The organism is Lagierella massiliensis, assembly GCF_001407835.1.
In the GTDB taxonomy this organism is placed as follows: domain Bacteria; phylum Bacillota; class Clostridia; order Tissierellales; family Peptoniphilaceae; genus Mediannikoviicoccus; species Mediannikoviicoccus massiliensis.
In genome coordinates this window covers 519320-537939 of record NZ_CYUO01000005.1, presented here as the reverse complement: position 1 = coordinate 537939, position 18620 = coordinate 519320, and the positions used below count along the sequence as shown (strand labels likewise).

Here is an 18620-nt window from a genome sequence, read left to right as displayed (position 1 = left end):
ACCACCTTTCATTTAAATTGTACAAGGATTTATTAAATTATACCCGATAATGCTAATACAAATATTATAGCATCTCCTGTTTATACTATTTTTCTTCTCTGCCATGCTTCTTATCTTCCCCTTTATACTCTCTATATTAATCACGATAATACCTCAATATATTTCCTAATTTCATCTTATATTTTAAATAGTCTGCTGTATTTTATGAGTCGTCTTAGATTTTTATTTGGTGATTTAAAATATCTTTTTATGGCTTGTGTAAAAATTTGCTTATCTATTTTTTCTCTATCGATTATGATGTCGCAAATTGTTCGATCTATATCGTAAACTGGAATAAGGTTGCCTCGTGGTGATTTTATTTCTATCTTTCCAAGTTCGTATAAATCTTTTTTTACATAGTGAACTTGTAAATCTTCATATCTTTTTTTGATATGACTTGCATTGTAGCCTTGGGGGACAGATATATGAAATACATTTGGAGTTCTGTCTGATAGGTCATGAAGGTATAGAGCTGTTTGATGGGAAAATATAATTCGATTGCTATTTGATGATATTAAAACAAAATCGTCTATTACTTTTCCTTTTAATTGATATAGTCCTGGTCTTAATCTTTCTAATTGTCCGATTTTTGTTAATTTTGATAAATTATGCCTACTATATCCAAGTTCTTCTGCTTCTTTATTAGTTATTACTAAATTTTCTTGTATATATTCTTTAAGTGTATTCATATTCCTCCTCTCATTTACGCTTTTATAATATTTTATAAAAGCGAATATGTAAAGTTACTTATGAGCTTTCTATTTTTTAAAAAGGATGTAACGAAACATTACTCCATTTAATAAAAAAAGAGCAGCCTTTTAAGCCACTCTTGTAGAAAGTACAAAATGAGTTAATTCTATTTTTTGTGTTTCCTCATTCTAGTCTCAAAACTACTCTTACGTCCATATAATTTTTTTGAGTCTTTTTGACGTATCCTTCTTCATCTTTATCAAAGACAAAATGCTTATAAAATTGCTTGAAATGCAGGATTTCTAAATTTATATCTTTTGTATCAACGCTATAGCCTCCACATGGCTTGAATGGTCAGTATGGATAAAATTTCATATTTCTAAAAAGCCTCGTATGTGGGAACATGTCTGCTTTATATAATTAAAATATGAATAGGCACATTATGGTTTCTTTCTACTAATAAAACCGATAATAATTACTAAAATAATCAATAGTTATAATCGGTTTTTTATTTCATCTGAGATAACCTTTTTGGTTGTTTCTATTTGATATTTTTTTGATAAATATTGAATTCTTTTTTCAAAGTCCGGGAATAAATCTTCCTCAAAATAGTAGTATTCTCTCAGTTTTTTAATTAATTCTTCATTTATAAAATTTAAACAATCAATCTTAGAAGCTTCTACTTGGCTTTTTTCTGTTTCTAGTATTTTCAAATAATCTGATTTTTCTTTAATTATTAGAATATCTTCCTCTTTTCCAGTAGATATATCAATCTCCGATTCCATTTCTTTCAACTTAAAACTCTCTAAATTGATTTCTTTCAATAACTCTTCGCTAGAAAATTGTAATATAATTTTTACCGAAGGAATTTTTTGTATTTCTCTATTAAAACATAATTTATCAAAATTTAAAAACGCACCTTTTTGAGCTATTATTCTTTCATTTATTTTATCTTTTCTGACTTCTGTAAACAAATAATTTTCATCATCATAATTCTCATTAATTCTAAACAAAAATAACGATGGTTCCTTATACTCATCAAATTTCCTAGACAGCATAAATAAAAGTGCAATGTAAGGATTACTTGTTATATCAAGAAGACTTGTCTTTAAGCCATAATGTTGCAATAGCGAAAGTTGATTTTCCCTATCTTCAATACGACTGTTATCTTTTAATTCCACATATTCAATTTTATCTGGAAATTCTTTAGAAATCTTCCTGTATAGATTTTCAAAATTTGATCTATATGAATTTGGAACGCTATTTCTTAATATACCTGGCAATGGATCATCGCTGCATGATTGGCCTCTAAAATAATTATATTTTACTTGGTCATTTATTAAAAGTTGAAATAGTTCCTTATATAAGTAAAATATTTGCCAATCATTAGGATATTTATTGTTTTGAATCGAATCGTTACAATTCTCTATAAATTTTTTTAAATTTTTATTCCTGTCCTCATCTTCTGAATAATTACAATCTAATCTAATAATTTTATACAAGCGACTTCCATTACCGTTATCGAATATATTTTTTGTATAGATAATCCTTATTATAGCTTCATCAAAAAATTTGTTTTTTGTACATTTATTTAGTAATTCATTGTATGATAATATGTCGACATTATTCATTTTCATCAATAAAAACCCTTAAATTTTTTATTCTATAATTAAAAGCCTGCGTTGAAACACCCATTTTATTTGCTGATTTATTAATTAACTGAGTAATATCATACTCATCAAAATCTTGGTCAATAGAATAGTCTAATTCATTTATAGAATTCACTAATACTTCTTTAACTAATTTTTCAGGCATTATTAATTCCGCTGCAAATTTATTAGCAGCTACTTCATTCATTCTTTCAATCGTATTTTTATATTTGGACACATCAGAAAATCTATATGAAATTCCTTCATGTCCTAAGATAATATGACCTAATTCATGAGCAATTGTAAATCTCTGTCTATAATCTGGTTCAAATTCATTAATTGAAATTACTTTCTTACCATTTTGAGAATTCATTTCACTATTAATAGTAAATCCAGAAGATTCAACACAACCATATTTTAATAAAACTTCACATTTTTCAGCAATAGCCTCAACATCAATTTCATACAAATTATCGACCAAGCTAAGCTTTGAAATTCCATCTTTATAGTGACCAAATTTATTTAAAAATTCATCAGTAAATATTTCATTATATAGCATGTCGCACCTCCTTTTTATATAATTATACCAGATAAACGATAAGTTTAACATTTTACAGTAAAAATTAAATCATTAAATACATCTATGTTTATCTTTCAAGTTCTATGTTAATTCCTGATTTAAATACTACTTTTAAATTTTCTTCATAAATTACTATCTTCTCTATAAGTTTCCCTAACAAGTCTTCATCGTGTCTTTCTATTTCTAATTCTTGATTGTCTAAAAACTCTTCTAATTCCATTAGTCTGCTTTGTTCATTCTTTTCTTCCGCTAAATTTAGAAGTATCTTTTCTTTTTCATTCCTTAATTCTTCTACCCTTTTTGCGAGGTCTGTGTAATCTTTCTTGGCATTAGCAACTTTTAAAAGCTCTTCTTGAACCTCCAGCATTTCTTTGTCCATTTTCTCTATTTCTCTATCCTTCCACTTCTATTACTTGTTATAGCTTATTAAATGTTCTCTTTTATTATATCTTTTAATTCGACGTTCTCTAAGATAAGTTAATTGATTACTTTTAAAAATTTTTTTACAGTCATCTTTTATTATTATCACGTTAGTATTCCCCAAAATTAAGTTGTTCCTATACTTGAAATCTTATGTTTAAATAAAGTATCCATTAATCTTAAGAATTTATTTTAAAAGTTTTTCATATCCAAATTTAATATACTATTCTTGATGATAATATATTTAAAACTGCATACAGACGCTAATATTGAACAAATCTCTACATTATTTAATACTTAAACATTATTTTTGATCTTCCTCAAAGTCAATTATAAATTCAGATATCACTGGTTGCATTTTATATAATAAACTTATTAAATTTGACATTTTGTTATATAAAACTTCATAAGTATTTTTATGTGATAACAATTCATTTTTTAATTCACCTTCAATTTTTCTATTCATATAATTTATTCTGTCATCATTAGTGGTTAATGCATTTTTCTCTAAATTATTTGTTTCTAAAAGTATATTTTGGCAAATTTTAGTATCTTGTATTATATCATCCATTAATTCATCAAAATCTGGTAGTTCAATTGATATCTTTACTTTGTTAAACTCAATAGTATTTTCTAAAAGTTTAAACCTATGTTTCTTTTTGTTTATTTCTTTAATATGATATTTGCATTTATTAATAGTATTTAATCTATAATCCTTGACAAATTTCCTAAACAAATCGTACCTTTTGATCATAGTTGGAATTTTCGAAATGTCTTCTAATAAATAAAAGAGTTTATTTGACAACTTTAGACTTTCGATTTCATTCAAATAATCAATTATTTCAAAACAAATTTCTATCATATTATCTATTTGTCTTATTACTAATGTATTTTTATAATTTCTTACTTGTTGTAAGATTTCAGCATTTTTCAATTCAAGTTCTAATTTTCTATTTTCTTTCAATTCTTTTTTTAGTATATTTTTAGCAACAACTGCTGAAACAATTATAGCTATCACTGATATACATGTTGAAATAAGAAATTCAATATTATTTATTATATATTTAATAGAAATCACCTCAATAAAATCATACTCACCAACTACCTATGGACTTATTACGTAATAATCTATTTTTTAATATCTCCTATTTTTTATCACTTGAATTATAACTCAAATTAAAAAAAATAATATTATCCTCTTTTTTCAGCTATTCCCCTTCGATTCTTGACATCAATACTACACTCTCACAATGTGTTGTCCTTGGGAATTGATCAAGTATTTCCACACCTTCTATTTCGTATCCATTTTCTTTCATTATCTTTAAGTCTCTTACCTGTGTCACTGGGTTACAAGATATATAGATAAATTTTTCTGGTTTTATGTCAATTATCTTTTTAATAGCCTTTGGATGGATTCCATCTCTTGGTGGATCCAGAACTATTATGTCTGCAAGGTCTTTTAATTCGTCTATCTTTTCAAGGACATCTCCTGCAATAAATTCGCAGTTTTCTATTTCATTTAGTTTTGCACTGTCTTTTGCTTTTTCAACTGCTTCTTCCACTATTTCAATTCCATATACTCTCTTTGCTTTTTTTGAAAAGATTTGACTAATTGTTCCTGTGCCTGAGTACAAGTCGAATACGATTTTGTCGTGGATATCTCCCGCCATGTTAAGTGCGACTTTATAAAGTTCTTTTGCCATAATCGGGTTTGGTTGGAAGAATGAAAATGGTCCTATATGAAATTTTAGTCCAAACATCTCTTCCACTAAGTAGCTGTCCCCTAATAAAACTTCTACCTTATCCGCCTGAACAGAGTCAGACATGGAGTCGTTAGTTGTGTGAAGAACGCTTTTTATTTTGTCTTTTATTTCAAGTTCTTCTAAAGATTTTAAAAAGTCTTCTTTATAGAGCTCTCCCTGGGATGATGTTACGATGTTAATCATATAGGAGTCTTCACTAAAGGAATATTTTAAAACCAAATGCCTTAGAAATCCCTCGTGGTTTTTTATTCTATAGAAGTCAAATTCTTTTTCTCTTGCATACTCTTGAACATTTTGGCGTATCATCTCAAATCCTTCTGGAACTATATTACAGTTTAGTGTTGGAGTTATTTCGTAAAACTTTCCCTTTGTATGCATTCCTAAAAATATTGGTCCTCCGATTTCTTGGTCACCAAAGGAATATTCCATTTTATTTCTATAACCATTTATGGACTTTGCTGGGTTTACTTTGATTTTACCGTCGTATAGTCCCTCATAAAGTTTTTTTATTCCACCTGATTTTATTTTAATTTCGTCTTTGTATGATATGGATTGGTATGCACATCCACCACATCTTCCAAACACGTCACAGGTTTCATTTGTTTCAATTTCTGATTTTTCTAAAACTTCTACAAGCTTTGCTTCGGTGTAGCTATTTTTTCTTCTCTTTGGCAAAATCTTTACAACTTGTCCTGGGATTCCACCTTTAAATTTATATAATTTATCGTTATATTCTACTATGGATTTGTTTGGAAATTCTGTTGATGTAATTGTTGATATTATCTCTTTTTTCTTTCTCATCTCTTTTTTATATACCTTTCCATGTTATTTCTGAACCCCTTTGTCTTCTTTTGGATATATGTGATTATTCCAAGCATGAAGATTCCCTTTAATGCTTGGGAAGCGGACATACTTATCCAAATTCCCTTTAGTTCAAAAACTTTCATTAAGAAGAATGCTAATGGAACTCTCATCACATTGAAGATGGCTGAAACTATTGCCGGGTATCTTGTGAGTCCAAGTCCGTTTAACATTCCTGAAACTCCTATCTCCTGTGACATTAGAATAGTTGTTGAACCAAGTATAAGTAGATAAATTGTTCCTTCTTGTATAACTCTTGGGTCATTTGGTGTAAATATTTTAAATAGGCTCTTTGATCCGAGCATCAAAACAGCGGTGGCTATTATTCCTATGGCAAGGATAAGCTTTATACAAACCCATTTTCCTTTTTCAAGTCTTTCGTAGTTTTTCGCTCCGTAGTTTTGTCCAAAGAATGTTGTAAACGCCGTTGCAAAGCCTTCTGCAGACATCCATGATATGGACTCTATTTGTGAACCTATTGCATAGGTTGCAATTCCTACTGTGCCATATACGGCAATGTACTTGTTTAGTTTTATGGAAACAAGATTGTGTATAAGTGACTGGCCACATGGTGCAATGCCAAGCTTAAAAATCTCCTTTGCATTTTGAAACTCTATCTTTTTAAAATAATTGTACTTCATGTAAGCTTCTCTATATTTAAATCCAATATAGATGTAGATACAAACTGCCAAAGCCTGTGCAAGTATTGTTGCAAGGGCTGCTCCTTTTATTCCCATAGGCTTTATTGGACCAACTCCAAAGATCAAAATTGGGTCCATAATAATATTAAAAATTAGTGCGATTATCGAAGTTTTAAATGGTGTTGCACTGTTACCTTGGGAGTAGAAGTGGGAGCTGAAGAATGGAAGTAGAAATGTAAATACAAGTCCTATAGATATTATTAGATGGTAGTCTAAGGCAAGTTTGAATACTTCTTTTTCCAAATGAAAGTATCCATATATATATTTTCTACCAAATATAAATAGCGATGTTAGTATTGCCCATAGTAAAAAGTTTAACTGTAGCCCTCCTATGGTAATCTTTTCAATTTCCTCTTCGTCTCCTCTTCCATAGGCTTGAGCAAGTTCTACAGACATTCCTGTCTTTATTATTAGTGTTATTGCATTTGCCATCCACATAAAAAAACCTGCTGTACCAACTGCTGCAACTGCATCTGTTGAAAGTCTTCCAATCCAAATTAAATCAACAAGGCTATATGCCATTTGTATGAATGCTATACCCATAAGAGGCATCGCCATTTTCGCTATGGATGTTTTTATATCACCTTTTAATAAATTTTGTGATTTTAGCATGTTCTTCTCCTTATAAAAAATAGTCTAAGTCTCTTGGTCTTCTAAAAAGTCTTATGTCTTTCCAATGTGAAGGTAATAGATTTTTATATGGATATTTTTGAAATCTATCATCTATTAAAACGCAGTCTCCCCTGTCTTGTGCAGTCCTTATAACACGCCCTGCAGCTTGGCAGATCTTGTTCATGCCAGGATATATGTAGGCGTATTCAAATCCTTTTTTCCCCATTTCGTCATAGTAATCACGAATTAGATTTCGTTGTGTTGAAATTCCTGGAAGTCCAACTGAAACTATTCCAACTCCTTTTAACCTTTCACCTGCTAAGTCTATTCCTTCTGAAAAAACTCCACCAAGAACTACGAAGCCTACCCTGTTTGACTTTTGTGTAAATAGACTTAAAAAATCTTGTCTTTCCTCTTCCGTCATAACTCTATTTTGAACTGCAATGTCTTTGCCATTTTTATCAAATCGGTTGTAAATCTCTGTCATAAATTTATATGATGGAAAGAAGAGCAAAAAATTTCCTTCTCTTTTTGCATATTTTTCAAGCACCCTGGTTATGATGTCATAATTATCTTCTCTGTCTATATATCTGGTTGAAAGGGGTACAATCCCCGCTTTAAAAAAATCTGGATTAAAGGGTGATGGAAGTTTTAGCTTATAATAATTCGAATTTTTACAACCAAACACATCCACATAGAAAGACATAGGTGAAAGTGTTGCAGAAAAAAATATCGAAGATTTTGCCCTCTTTAATATATTTTTTAATATAGGTGAGGTGTCTAAACAGAGTAACTCGATAATTCTATCATCTTCTTCCTTCCTAATCAATGTTTTGTAATTATCGGCGTAATAGTCTGTTATTCTATAAAATTGTTTAAGTATAAAATAATTTTCTAACACCTTGTCGTAATAGGAAACCTCTTTTTCTTTTGACAAAAACTTTTCAAGCATTCTCAATGTTATTTCTAAGTTGTCTAAAAAATTCAGATTGATGTATTCTTCTACAACTTCTGTGGTTTTGTTGTCAAGTTTAAAACTCTCTAAATACTTTATAAGCTCTTCAATTTGCTTTACAATTTTATAATGTTTTTCATCAAATAAATCCACAATTTCCCGAAGGCTGCTTAAGGAAAACTCTGCAGAGTACATATCTCTTGCCCTATCAACTAAATTATGTGCTTCGTCAACTAAAAAAGTATAGTTTTCAACTGTAACATCAAAAAATCTTTTTAAATACACCGCTGGGTCAAAGCAATAGTTGTAGTCACAGATGATAAGGTCACAAAAGTTTGCCATATCAAGTTGAAACTCCATTGGACATACCTTGTGCTTTCTTGCATATGACAGTATAGTTTCCATATTTAGTACATCTTCATGTTCATATATGTCGAATATGGCTTCGTTAACTCTGTCAAAATGTCCCTTTGCATATGGACAGTCCTTGGGATTACATTTTATTTCATTGTTCAAACAAATTTTTTCTTTCGCTGTAATGGTTAAGGTTTTAAGTTCAAGTCCCTTGCCCATTAGCCTAACTATTGCTTTATTGGCCTCTTCCTTTGTTGTGGAACGTGCAGTTAAGTAGAATATTTTGTCTGTCTTTTTATTTCCAAGGGCCTTGATTGAAGGAAAAATTGTAGACATGGTCTTTCCTATTCCCGTTGGAGCTTCCACAAATAGTCTACTATCTGTAGATATTACATTGTAAACTGCAACAGAAAGTTCCCTCTGTCCCTTTCTATAAATCGGAAATGGAAATGGGGTAGACTTTATTTTTTCATCTCTTTTTTTTCTAAACTCCACTATCATAATAGAAAAGTCTAAGTATAGATCAAGCAAATTTAAATAGAACTCTTCCAGTTCAAAAAAAGAAAAGTTCTTTACAATTCTCTTTATCTCACTGTTTTCTACGTTATAATAAGTAAGCTGCAAATCTATATTTGAAAGCTCTTCCTTAATACAATAAAAATATCCGTAGCACTTTGCCTGTGCCCAGTGTAATGGATTTGTATTGTATTCCAATTCCTTTAGAGGTCTTGTTGTGGTCTTTATCTCATCAATTAGAGCATGGTCTTCTTCTCTAAATATTCCGTCAGCTCGCCCCTCCACTTTAAACAACATTTCCTTGTGAAATGTTTCGTTTATAAGACGAACTTCCTTTTCGTAATTTTTTCCATATTCCTTTTGAAGCTTCTGATGAATCCTCTGACCTTCCTTAAGTCTACCTCTGTCGGTAAAGGAGTTATCTATATCTCCGCTTCTCATAACAAATTCTATTAAACCCCTTACGGATAATTTAAAATCTTCCATGTTTCCACCAAAAAACCTTCAACATTTACATTGAAGGTTCCCATTTATCTTATTGAACTGTTCCAACTTTCTCTTATAAACTGTAAAATATCTCTGTCGGTTCTCTTAGGATAGTCATAATCTAAAGCACTACCCACTTCTAAACCAGCCTTTCTAAATAGCATACATGCATTGAATAGAGCTGTCCAGAGTTTATCTTCATTTGGAGTCGGATAGACTTCCATAAACTTATCATAATGTTCCTTTTCAAGATAGGTTTTAAATGATTTGAATCTTGGACCAATGTTTACTGCAAAATCATATTTAGAACCGATATAGTAACCTGTCATCAAATTTAATTCATATCTAAACTTATCAAATAATATTGAAGCATAAAACAAATCCGATCTATTAATCGCCTTTGTTATTGACACGGCTTTTATAAAAAATTCATTGCAACATTGTAAAAATTCTTTTTGTGTTGGCTTTAACTGTCTATACTTTGCATCTGTAATTTTAGCATTTGATACAAGAGAACTCTCTTTATCAATATGAACCTTACATAAACTATCAATGTTAATATAGGACTGTAAATCTGTATTTTTCATAAATGTGAAATCCACCTTTGTAATGTCTTTAAGTATAACTATATACCTAAGCACATTTCCAAAGTGGTTATTCATCATATTTAAACCCTGCTTTTTATGAAATATTATGCTATCTTCTACAATCTCTTGAAAATTTTCCAAAAGTCCTATCTCATTAAGATCTTTTACTCCAATTATTACTTTAAAATCTGGCATATCATCTTGCCTTAAGGAAAGATTCATTCTCCTACCAGTTTCTAAGAGTGCTGTTAAATTTTTATCTGCAAGAATTACACGCATCATGTAGCTCATTAAATTTTCTTTATTCATAATCACACCTTTTTTTATATACCTATCTTTATTTTAAATGATAAGCCTAATTTAATCAAATAAAAAAGTGTTATGATAGTTGATATTTCAAAGAAAAACAGGAACTTTTAAAGTTCCTGTGCATCAAGAAATTCTATTAACGAATTTAAATCATTTTTTTCATCTTCCATATAACTTGTGGAAACTTCTATAAAGGGAAGTTTAATATCCCTATCTTCAAAGATTTTAAAAAGTTCTTCCATAAAGACACCTCTCTGTCCCGAAATAGAGCAGGTTGGACTTTCGTTTATACCAATAATCCCGATAATTTTGTAATCACTACTTAAATATTTCTCAGCATTTTCGTATACCTTTAAAGCATGTTTTTGACATTCCTTTCTATATCCTTCAAGAGCATCATATTCATCGTAGTTCATCGGCTTTCTGTCAGGTCCTAAAAATTCATACTCAGGACAATCCATCTGATGAATACCGATGTTTCTATCCATGATTTCCTGAATTATTTGATTATATCCACCTTTAGCACGAGCTAATGGTTCTACCACAGTGTTTTGATTTAAAATACAGTGGCATAAAAATACAACTCTTTTTTCTCTTTTGTCCACTATGATTTTATTCCCTTTCTAATTTTAGGTAAAGTTAATGCAACTATTACACAAGTTAAAACCTTGTCCACTATATTAGATGCAATTCTTGGAAGAAATGCCGCAGAAAATATTGTGCTTCCACCTTGTTTTAACGCAGTAAAAAATACATCATTAAAATCTCCTGTTATTCCACCATATACATACACTGCAATAGGTGTTCCTATTAGTGGTGCTACGACCGCAAGGATTAGTCCTGTGATTATGGCAGTCTTTAAATCAAATTTATGTTTTCTTGCAATAAGTCCAACTACAAGACCTACCACGATATTTACAAGAGCAAAAGGTAAGTCCTTAGGGTTTTGCGTTACTGCTAAAAGTACATTTGAAAGTCCTCCTATAATCATCCCCCAAACTGGTCCAAACCACACGGCACCAAATACAGTTCCTATTGTGTCCATGAATAGTAGAGGAATTTTTAAAGCCCCCACTAACAATCCCATAACTATATTCAGCACTACAAAAAATGCTGACATAACCATTTTTCTTGTACTTGAACTATTTGCTTTATCCATAACTTCCTCCTTTTATTAATAATCTTAACAATAGTATAGCCTATTTTCTCAATTTGTAAAGTACCTTGATGAATTTATTTGTTATTTTTTCGTTAATTTTCATATTTTCCTTTAATGTTGGAGGGATTATATGATATAATAATTTCAATTTATATAATTTGAGGAGAAAAAAATGAAAAAATTGAAAAAGCATTTAACAGTTCTATTAAGCGCATTCATTTTAATTAATTTGCTATTCACTTTTTCCAACGCTGTAGAAGTTGAAACTGATGGAGTTTTTAGAGTTGGAATGGAAGTTAATTATGCTCCGTTTAATTGGACGCAAGTTACAGAAGAAAATGGTGCATATGAAGTAGTTAATAGCCCAGGAGAATATGCTAACGGTTATGATGTTGAGATGGCAAAGAGAATTGCCGAGGGGCTTGGACTTAAACTCGAAATCGTAAAGATAGAGTGGGACGGTCTTATTCCAGCTCTACAATCTGGAAAAATAGATGCAATTATTGCAGGTATGTCCCCTACTGATGAAAGAAAAAAAGAAGTAGACTTTTCAACAAGTTATTATACTTCTGATTTAGTAATCGTTATAAAAAAAGGATCTCCATTTGAAAGTTCAAAATCTTTAAAAGATTTTAAAGATGCAAAAATAACCGCACAATTAAATACTTTCCACTATGAAGTAATCGACCAAATCGAAGGTGTTAATAAACAAGATCCTATGGACACTTTTTCAACTTTAATCCTTAATACTAAGACTGATAAGATTGATGGATATGTTTCTGAAAGACCAGGAGCCCTATCTGCAATAACTGCAAATTCTGACTTAACATTTGTAGATTTTGATGAAGGAGAAGGTTTTGAAACAAATCCTGAAGATACTTCAGTAGCTGTAGGTCTTAGAAAGAACACAACTCTTACGGAAGATGTGGACAGAGTTCTTGCAAGTATCTCTGAAGATGAAAGACAAAGTATTATGCAGGAGAAGGTCAAGCTTCAAACTTCTGAAAAAGCTGAAGAAGAAACTTCATTTTGGGAAGATGTGGCTTACATCTGGAACAGCTATAAATCTCTCTTCTTTAAGGGAATTGGATTTACTCTTGCCCTTGCAGTAGTTGCAACTACAGTAGGATTTTTAATTGGACTTTTAGTTGCTACTATAAAGAGTCATAAAGTTTCAAAGGACAGCAAAATAAAATATGTATTAAAGAAGATTGTAGATTTTATTTTGACTTTTTACATTGAAATATTTAGGTCGACTCCTATGATGGTTCAAGCTATACTATTCTTCTATGGACTCCCATATCTTTTTGATATAAAGACCAACGCTACCATAACTGCATTTGTGGTTGTTTCTATCAACACCGGAGCTTATCTTTCTGAGGTTGTGCGTGGAGGAATAAACTCTATTGACACTGGACAAAGCGAAGGCTGTAAGGCTCTTGGTATGACTCATGGTCAATCTATGAGATATGTCATATTACCACAAGCTATAAAAAATATCATACCTTCAATCGGTAATGAACTTGTAGTAAATATAAAGGATACTGCTGTACTTTCAGTAATTTCAGTAACAGAACTCTTCTTTGTATCAAGGTCTGTATCTGGAACTACAAACAAATATTTCCAAACCTATGTCATAGTGTTATTGATTTACTTTATAATCACATTTGCTATGACAAGATTAATAAGATTTATCGAGTATAAATTATTTAAACAATCAAACTTTAAAATCTCGTCAGTTACTGGAGGTGAAAATTAATGGGAGCAATTTTAGAATTACAACATCTGGAAAAGAGCTTCGGTGTAATCGAAGTTTTAAAAGATGTTGACTTGAAAATAGAAAAAGGTGAAGTGGTTTCTATAATTGGACCATCAGGCTCTGGTAAGTCTACTATGCTGAGATGTATAAATTTACTTGAAGAACCTTCTGGTGGAGATATACTCTATCATGGTAAGTCAATACTCTCAAAGGGCTATGATCTCTGTGAATACAGAAGCAAGGTTGGTATGGTATTCCAAAGTTTTAACTTGTTTGAAAACATGACTGTACTTGAAAACTGTATTATTGCTCAAGTTAAAGTTCATGGTATCGGCAGAGAAGAAGCCTCTAAGACTGCAGAAAAATTTCTTGAATCAGTAGGTATGCTCGATAGAAAAGATGCAAAGCCCTCTCAAATTTCTGGTGGGCAAAAGCAAAGGGTTGCAATTGCAAGAGCATTGTGCATGAATCCTGAAGTTCTATTATTTGATGAGCCTACCTCTGCCTTAGACCCTCAACTTGTAGGTGAAGTATTAGATGTTATGTCAGACCTTGCAAAATCTGGAATGACTATGGTTGTGGTTACACATGAGATGGACTTTGCAAGAGATGTTTCAAATAGAGTTTGTTTTATGGATAAGGGTATAATAGTAGAAGAGAACAATCCAAAAGAACTTTTTGAAAATCCAAAGGAAGAAAGAACAAAAGAATTTCTACAAAGATTTATTAAATAGGAGGAATATGAATTATTTCATACTTTTTGATTTAGACGGAACTATAACCAACTCTGGTGAAGGAATTAAAAACGCAATTAGGTATACAATTAATGAACTTGGCCTTGAGGACCAAAGTGACGAAGTACTAAACACTTTTATTGGTCCACCTCTAATAGATTCTTTTAAAAGAGTTTTTTCTTTAAATGAAGAAGATGCTCAAAAGGCAGTTGAAACTTATAGAATATATTATAGGGACAAGGGCAAGTTTGAAAACAAATTATACCCTGGGATTGTAGATGTCTTAGAAAAACTAAAAGAGTATAACAATCACATCCTTCTTGCAACATCTAAACCAGAGGTATTTGCAATAGAAATTTTAAAACACTTCGATGTCTTTAAATATTTTGATCATGTTGCTGGTGCAAGTCTTGATGGCAAGATTAATCACAAAACCGATGTTATAAGATATTGTTTAGATAATTATGATTGTGAAATTTCTAAAACCTATATGGTTGGTGATAGAAACTACGACATCAATGGCGGTAAGCACTGGGGCCTTAAGACCATTGGTGTGAGCTACGGCTTTGGAGACAGAAAAGAGCTTGAAAAAGCTGGAGCAGACTTTATAGTAGACAATCCAATCGAAATTCTTAATATTTTTAAATAGCAAAAGGGAAGATTCGTCTTCCCTTTAATAATATACTTCCATAAGATATAGTCCCGCCGGTGAAATGGTAGGTCCTGCTGATGTCCTATCAGCTTTTTTTATTGCATCTTCAATCCAGTATAAATCTTTTTTCCCTCTACCAACTTCGTGAAGTGTCCCCACGATTATCCTAACCATATTTCTTAAAAATGACTCTGCTTTTATATCAAAAATAAAATCATAACCATCTTGAACTATTTCTATACTATCTATAGTCCTCTTTGTATTTATTGGTTCATCTGGCTTTGAATTGGTAAAGGACTGAAAGTCGTGATGTCCGACTAAGAGCTTTGCTCCCTCTTGCATCTTCTTTAAATCGAGACTGTGGATAGTATTTCCCTTGTAGTTTCGATACATTGGGTGCATTAGCCTGTCAGTATTTAAAATGTACCTGTAGTGCTTTCCTTTTGCAGAAAATCTCGAATGAAAATAGTCATCAACTTCATCAACCTTTGTTATAAGAATTTCATCTTCCGTTAAAAACGAATTAAGTCCACGTCTAACATTGTCCTCTGTATAATTATCTGTAACTTCAAAGTTAAAGACCTGCCCATAGGCATGAACTCCCTTGTCTGTACGTCCCGCTGTGGCAAGTCTAACATCTCTATGCATAACCTTTTTTATAGCTTTAAGAATACTTCCTTCAACTGTTCTATAACCATCCTGATTTTGCCATCCATAATAGTTAGCACCATCATAAGCTACTGTTATCTTCATGTTCTTCATATAAAAATCCTTTGAAGAATAAATAAAACTAAAAACACAGTTATACAGACCATTGTTATATAATCTTTCCTATCATACTTAAGTGCATTAAGTCTGGTTCGTCCTTCGCCACCATGATAGCATCTTGCCTCCATGGCAGTTGCAAGTTCGTCAGCTCTTCTAAATGAGTTTATGAAAAGAGGTACAAGTAAAGGCACAAGATTTTTTGCTCTTTTAATAATATTTCCCGACTCGAAGTCTGCGCCCCTTGCAGCTTGAGATTTCATTATCTTTGTTGCTTCATCAAATAGCGTGGGAATAAACCTAAGGGCAATAGTCATCATCATTGCAAGTTGATGACTTGGAAAACCAATTTTTGAAAGTGGTTTCATTATTGATTCAAGCCCATCTGTTAGTGCAATTGGTGATGTTGTAAGTGTAAGAAGGGAACTTGATGTAACTAAAAAAATTAGTCTTAGTGCCATAAAACTTGCAAATTGTATCCCTTCTCTTGTAATTTTAAATATCCAAAATTTTAAGACCACTTCTCCAGGTGTTGCAATTATATTAATCAAAAAGGTCAATATTATTATAAATCTAAGGGATTTGATTCCATTTAAAAGTAACTTAGCAGGAATTTTTGAGTTCATGGTTACAGCTATTAGTACAAGGGCTAATGGAATATACATATATAAATCCTTAACAATAAAGATTGAAACTAAAAAAATAGTAAGCCCATATATCTTCACTCGTGGATCAAGTTTGTGTACGAAAGAATTTCCTGGAAAATATTGACCTAAAGTAATATCTTTTAACATTTAGACCTCCTTAAAAATTCTTTCAAAACGCGTTCTCCCTCATCAACTGTAAGCACATCAGTAGGAACATCCATACCTCTCTCTTTTAACATAATCATAAGCTGAGTTATCTGAGGTACATTTAGCCCAACTTCTCTTAATTCTCTATGCCTTGCAAAAACCTCTTTTGGCTTTCCATCCATAAGAATTTCGCCATGTTCTAACACGATGATTCTATTTACAAGTCTTGCTATCTCTTCCATACTATGGGATACGAGAATTATGGTCATATTTTCTTCTTTGTAAAGATTATTTATATTTTCTAAAATGTCATCTCTACCTTTAGGGTCAAGACCTGCTGTAGGTTCATCAAGCACCAAAAATTTTGGCTTCATTGCAAGAACTCCCGCAATGGCAGCTCTTCTCTTTTGACCACCAGAAACATCAAATGGAGAAACCTCTTTTGCTCTTTCAAAGTCAAGGTCAACCATTTTACATGCCCACTTAACCCTTTCTTCAATCTCTTCTTCACTGCATCCAAGATTACCTGGTCCAAAGGCAATATCTTTGTAAATTGTCTCTTCAAAAAGTTGATACTCTGGATATTGAAACACAAGTCCAACATTTTTTCTTATGTTTCTCTTATTTTGTCCATCTTCTTTTGTGTTTATACCGTCAACAAAAATATCACCAGAAGTAGGGAGATTCAGTGCATTTAAGTGCTGAACAAGTGTGGATTTGCCCGATCCGGTATGTCCTATAATGCCAATAAATTCGTTTTCTCCAATAGTTAAGTTTATATTTTTTAATGCCACCTTTTCGAAGGCGTTACCTTCATTGTAAATATGTGAAACATCTTGTAATTCTATTTCCATAACGCCTCCGCCATTTCCTCTATGGACAAAATATCCTTAGGTATATCAAAACCATCTCTATTGAGTTTGTATGCAAGTTCTGTAACTTGTGGAACATCAAGCCCTAAAGCTTTTATAGTTTCAAACTCAGAGAAAACCTCTCTTGGTTTACCTTCCATCACAACTTCTCCCTCATTAAGCACGATAACCCTGTCTGCAAGTATAGCCTCATCCATGAAGTGAGTTATTAAAACTATTGTCCTTCCTCTTTCATTTAGTTTTAGCATGGTTTTCACAATCTCTTCTCTACCAAGCGGATCTAACATAGCTGTAGGTTCATCCATTAATAGGCAATCTGGATCCATTGCAAGAATTCCCGCAATGGCAACTCTCTGTTTCTGCCCTCCAGATAAAAGTGCAGGAGAGTGCCTTTTGTAGTCACTCATTTCAACTATTTCAAGTGCTTCATCAACCCTCTGTCTAAGCTCTGGCATGGGAACACCCAGGTTCTCTGGTCCAAATGCCACATCTTCTTCAACAATTGTTGCAACTATTTGATTGTCGGGATTTTGAAATACCATACCACAAGTCTTTCTTATATCTAAGAGATGTTCTTCCTCTGTAGTCTTGAATCCTTTTATTTTTATCTCGCCTTCCGTTGGAGCCATCTGTCCATTTATAAGTTTTGCTAAGGTGGACTTACCTGAGCCATTATGTCCAAGGATTGCAATAAATTCCCCCTTTTCTACATTTAAGTTCACATTTTTAAGGGTATATTTTTTTGCCTCATCCTCATACTTAAAGCTCAGGTCTTTTACCTCTATTAAAATATCATCCATTCATTCTTCCTTAAGCGTATTTTGCTCTTTCTCCACCTATTAATTTAGGTCTTACTCTTGCACCAGATACAACTGTCTCTCCAACTTTATTAGGGCTTAATCTCACTGGTACACAAACATGCTTCATATGCATTCCTATCATTGTTTGTCCTATATCCATTCCATAATCTGCTTTTATAAACTCTACACATACAGGATCTTTCATAAGCTTATAGGTTTCTGTCGCAAATGAACCCCCAGCTTTTTTTTGTGGAACTACCGAAACTATTTCAAAACCATATTTCAAGGCACATTCCCTTTCAACTACCAATGCCCTATTGATATGTTCACAACATTGGGCAGCTAAATATAAATTATTTTCACTGCATAACTCAAGCATAGTCGATGCAACTGTGTGACCTACATCCAAATCTGAGTTTGTTCCTATTCTTGAACCTACAATTTCACTGGAAGAACATCCTACAACCAAAATTTTTCCGTCTTCAAATTTACTTTGTTGTTTTAGTGATTCAAATACATCCGTTAATTGAGCTTTTAAATTTTCCATTTTTCCCTCCTGTTGA

Annotated in this window: 19 protein-coding genes; 3 read left to right on the top strand and 16 right to left on the bottom strand. The window is 31.8% G+C overall.

Annotated elements, in window-relative coordinates; all coding sequences use genetic code 11:
• Positions 1-176: 176 nt before the first annotated feature.
• The 11 genes from BN2746_RS06105 to BN2746_RS06055 all read right to left on the bottom strand — a co-directional run bounded on the left by BN2746_RS06105 (position 177) and on the right by BN2746_RS06055 (position 11681).
• Positions 177-728, bottom strand: a complete 552-nt coding sequence (locus BN2746_RS06105; protein WP_055078901.1) for a type IV toxin-antitoxin system AbiEi family antitoxin domain-containing protein — start codon at positions 726-728, stop codon at positions 177-179.
• A gap of 495 nt (positions 729-1223) precedes the next feature.
• Positions 1224-2231: an FRG domain-containing protein gene (locus BN2746_RS06100; protein ID WP_197273092.1), complete on the bottom strand. Its 1008-nt coding sequence runs from the start codon at positions 2229-2231 to the stop codon at positions 1224-1226.
• 121 nt (positions 2232-2352) lie between these two features.
• Positions 2353-2937, bottom strand: coding sequence for an ImmA/IrrE family metallo-endopeptidase (locus tag BN2746_RS06095; RefSeq protein ID WP_055078900.1), 585 nt, complete (start codon positions 2935-2937; stop codon positions 2353-2355).
• Positions 2938-3025: 88 nt separating this feature from the next.
• Positions 3026-3337, bottom strand: coding sequence for a hypothetical protein (locus BN2746_RS06090; RefSeq protein ID WP_055078899.1), 312 nt, complete (start codon positions 3335-3337; stop codon positions 3026-3028).
• Between the two features lie 345 nt (positions 3338-3682).
• Positions 3683-4396 (bottom strand): hypothetical protein, encoded by a 714-nt coding sequence (locus BN2746_RS06085; RefSeq protein WP_055079421.1) that lies wholly within the window; start codon positions 4394-4396, stop codon positions 3683-3685.
• 190 nt (positions 4397-4586) lie between these two features.
• Positions 4587-5942 (bottom strand): 23S rRNA (uracil(1939)-C(5))-methyltransferase RlmD, encoded by a 1356-nt coding sequence (gene rlmD / locus BN2746_RS06080; protein ID WP_055078898.1) that lies wholly within the window; start codon positions 5940-5942, stop codon positions 4587-4589.
• A complete protein-coding gene (locus BN2746_RS06075) occupies positions 5939-7315 on the bottom strand; it encodes an MATE family efflux transporter (RefSeq protein ID WP_055078897.1) in 1377 nt (458 codons plus the stop codon). The genes rlmD and BN2746_RS06075 overlap by 4 nt, the downstream gene beginning before the upstream one ends.
• Before the next feature lie 10 nt (positions 7316-7325).
• Positions 7326-9626, bottom strand: coding sequence for an ATP-dependent DNA helicase (locus BN2746_RS06070; RefSeq protein WP_055078896.1), 2301 nt, complete (start codon positions 9624-9626; stop codon positions 7326-7328).
• A gap of 44 nt (positions 9627-9670) precedes the next feature.
• On the bottom strand, positions 9671-10522 hold the full coding sequence (locus tag BN2746_RS06065) for an aminoglycoside 6-adenylyltransferase (RefSeq protein ID WP_055078895.1): 852 nt from the start codon (positions 10520-10522) through the stop codon (positions 9671-9673).
• A 107-nt stretch (positions 10523-10629) separates the two neighbouring features.
• Positions 10630-11127 (bottom strand): CD3072 family TudS-related putative desulfidase, encoded by a 498-nt coding sequence (locus BN2746_RS06060; RefSeq protein ID WP_055078894.1) that lies wholly within the window; start codon positions 11125-11127, stop codon positions 10630-10632.
• Entirely contained in the window at positions 11127-11681 is a 555-nt protein-coding gene (locus BN2746_RS06055) for a CD3073 family putative ECF transporter S component (protein WP_055078893.1), read from the bottom strand. Before BN2746_RS06055 ends, BN2746_RS06060 begins: the two co-directional genes overlap by 1 nt.
• A 172-nt stretch (positions 11682-11853) precedes the next feature.
• On the opposite strand from BN2746_RS06055, the gene BN2746_RS06050 reads away from it, so the two are divergent.
• From BN2746_RS06050 to BN2746_RS06040, 3 genes are read left to right on the top strand one after another with little or no spacing between them, the layout of a single operon-like run.
• The gene (locus tag BN2746_RS06050) at positions 11854-13440 is read left to right on the top strand and encodes an ABC transporter permease subunit (RefSeq protein WP_055078892.1); all 1587 of its coding nucleotides are present in this window, start codon (positions 11854-11856) and stop codon (positions 13438-13440) included.
• On the top strand, positions 13440-14174 hold the full coding sequence (locus BN2746_RS06045; protein WP_055078891.1) for an amino acid ABC transporter ATP-binding protein: 735 nt from the start codon (positions 13440-13442) through the stop codon (positions 14172-14174). Before BN2746_RS06050 ends, BN2746_RS06045 begins: the two co-directional genes overlap by 1 nt.
• Positions 14175-14181: 7 nt before the next feature.
• Complete coding sequence (locus tag BN2746_RS06040; protein ID WP_055078890.1) at positions 14182-14823, top strand: HAD hydrolase-like protein; 642 nt, start codon at positions 14182-14184, stop codon at positions 14821-14823.
• A gap of 24 nt (positions 14824-14847) precedes the next feature.
• Here BN2746_RS06040 and truA read toward each other — a convergent pair whose 3' ends face one another.
• From truA to BN2746_RS06015, 5 genes are read right to left on the bottom strand one after another with little or no spacing between them, the layout of a single operon-like run.
• Positions 14848-15588, bottom strand: a complete 741-nt coding sequence (truA, locus tag BN2746_RS06035; RefSeq protein ID WP_055078889.1) for a tRNA pseudouridine(38-40) synthase TruA — start codon at positions 15586-15588, stop codon at positions 14848-14850.
• Positions 15585-16385: an energy-coupling factor transporter transmembrane component T family protein gene (locus BN2746_RS06030; protein ID WP_055078888.1), complete on the bottom strand. Its 801-nt coding sequence runs from the start codon at positions 16383-16385 to the stop codon at positions 15585-15587. The genes truA and BN2746_RS06030 overlap by 4 nt, the downstream gene beginning before the upstream one ends.
• Positions 16379-17239, bottom strand: a complete 861-nt coding sequence (locus BN2746_RS06025) for an energy-coupling factor transporter ATPase (RefSeq protein WP_055078887.1) — start codon at positions 17237-17239, stop codon at positions 16379-16381. Before BN2746_RS06025 ends, BN2746_RS06030 begins: the two co-directional genes overlap by 7 nt.
• Entirely contained in the window at positions 17230-18057 is an 828-nt protein-coding gene (locus BN2746_RS06020) for an energy-coupling factor transporter ATPase (RefSeq protein WP_055078886.1), read from the bottom strand. The genes BN2746_RS06025 and BN2746_RS06020 overlap by 10 nt, the downstream gene beginning before the upstream one ends.
• A 10-nt stretch (positions 18058-18067) precedes the next feature.
• Positions 18068-18604: a TIGR01440 family protein gene (locus tag BN2746_RS06015; RefSeq protein WP_055078885.1), complete on the bottom strand. Its 537-nt coding sequence runs from the start codon at positions 18602-18604 to the stop codon at positions 18068-18070.
• Positions 18605-18620 lie beyond the last annotated feature (16 nt).

Excerpts from the sequence above, each read along its gene's own strand:
- truA (WP_055078889.1), bottom strand. The coding sequence starts at position 15,588 with ATGAAGAACATGAAGATAACAGTAGCTTATGATGGTGCTAACTATTAT.
- rlmD (WP_055078898.1), bottom strand. The coding sequence starts at position 5,942 with ATGAGAAAGAAAAAAGAGATAATATCAACAATTACATCAACAGAATTT.
- BN2746_RS06050 (WP_055078892.1), top strand. The coding sequence starts at position 11,854 with ATGAAAAAATTGAAAAAGCATTTAACAGTTCTATTAAGCGCATTCATT.
- BN2746_RS06070 (WP_055078896.1), bottom strand. The coding sequence starts at position 9,626 with ATGGAAGATTTTAAATTATCCGTAAGGGGTTTAATAGAATTTGTTATG.
- BN2746_RS06015 (WP_055078885.1), bottom strand. The coding sequence starts at position 18,604 with ATGGAAAATTTAAAAGCTCAATTAACGGATGTATTTGAATCACTAAAA.
- BN2746_RS06020 (WP_055078886.1), bottom strand. The coding sequence starts at position 18,057 with ATGGATGATATTTTAATAGAGGTAAAAGACCTGAGCTTTAAGTATGAG.
- BN2746_RS06090 (WP_055078899.1), bottom strand. The coding sequence starts at position 3,337 with ATGGACAAAGAAATGCTGGAGGTTCAAGAAGAGCTTTTAAAAGTTGCT.
- BN2746_RS06030 (WP_055078888.1), bottom strand. The coding sequence starts at position 16,385 with ATGTTAAAAGATATTACTTTAGGTCAATATTTTCCAGGAAATTCTTTC.
- BN2746_RS06075 (WP_055078897.1), bottom strand. The coding sequence starts at position 7,315 with ATGCTAAAATCACAAAATTTATTAAAAGGTGATATAAAAACATCCATA.
- BN2746_RS06105 (WP_055078901.1), bottom strand. The coding sequence starts at position 728 with ATGAATACACTTAAAGAATATATACAAGAAAATTTAGTAATAACTAAT.
- BN2746_RS06055 (WP_055078893.1), bottom strand. The coding sequence starts at position 11,681 with ATGGATAAAGCAAATAGTTCAAGTACAAGAAAAATGGTTATGTCAGCA.
- BN2746_RS06025 (WP_055078887.1), bottom strand. The coding sequence starts at position 17,239 with ATGGAAATAGAATTACAAGATGTTTCACATATTTACAATGAAGGTAAC.
- BN2746_RS06065 (WP_055078895.1), bottom strand. The coding sequence starts at position 10,522 with ATGAATAAAGAAAATTTAATGAGCTACATGATGCGTGTAATTCTTGCA.
- BN2746_RS06040 (WP_055078890.1), top strand. The coding sequence starts at position 14,182 with ATGAATTATTTCATACTTTTTGATTTAGACGGAACTATAACCAACTCT.
- BN2746_RS06045 (WP_055078891.1), top strand. The coding sequence starts at position 13,440 with ATGGGAGCAATTTTAGAATTACAACATCTGGAAAAGAGCTTCGGTGTA.
- BN2746_RS06095 (WP_055078900.1), bottom strand. The coding sequence starts at position 2,937 with ATGCTATATAATGAAATATTTACTGATGAATTTTTAAATAAATTTGGT.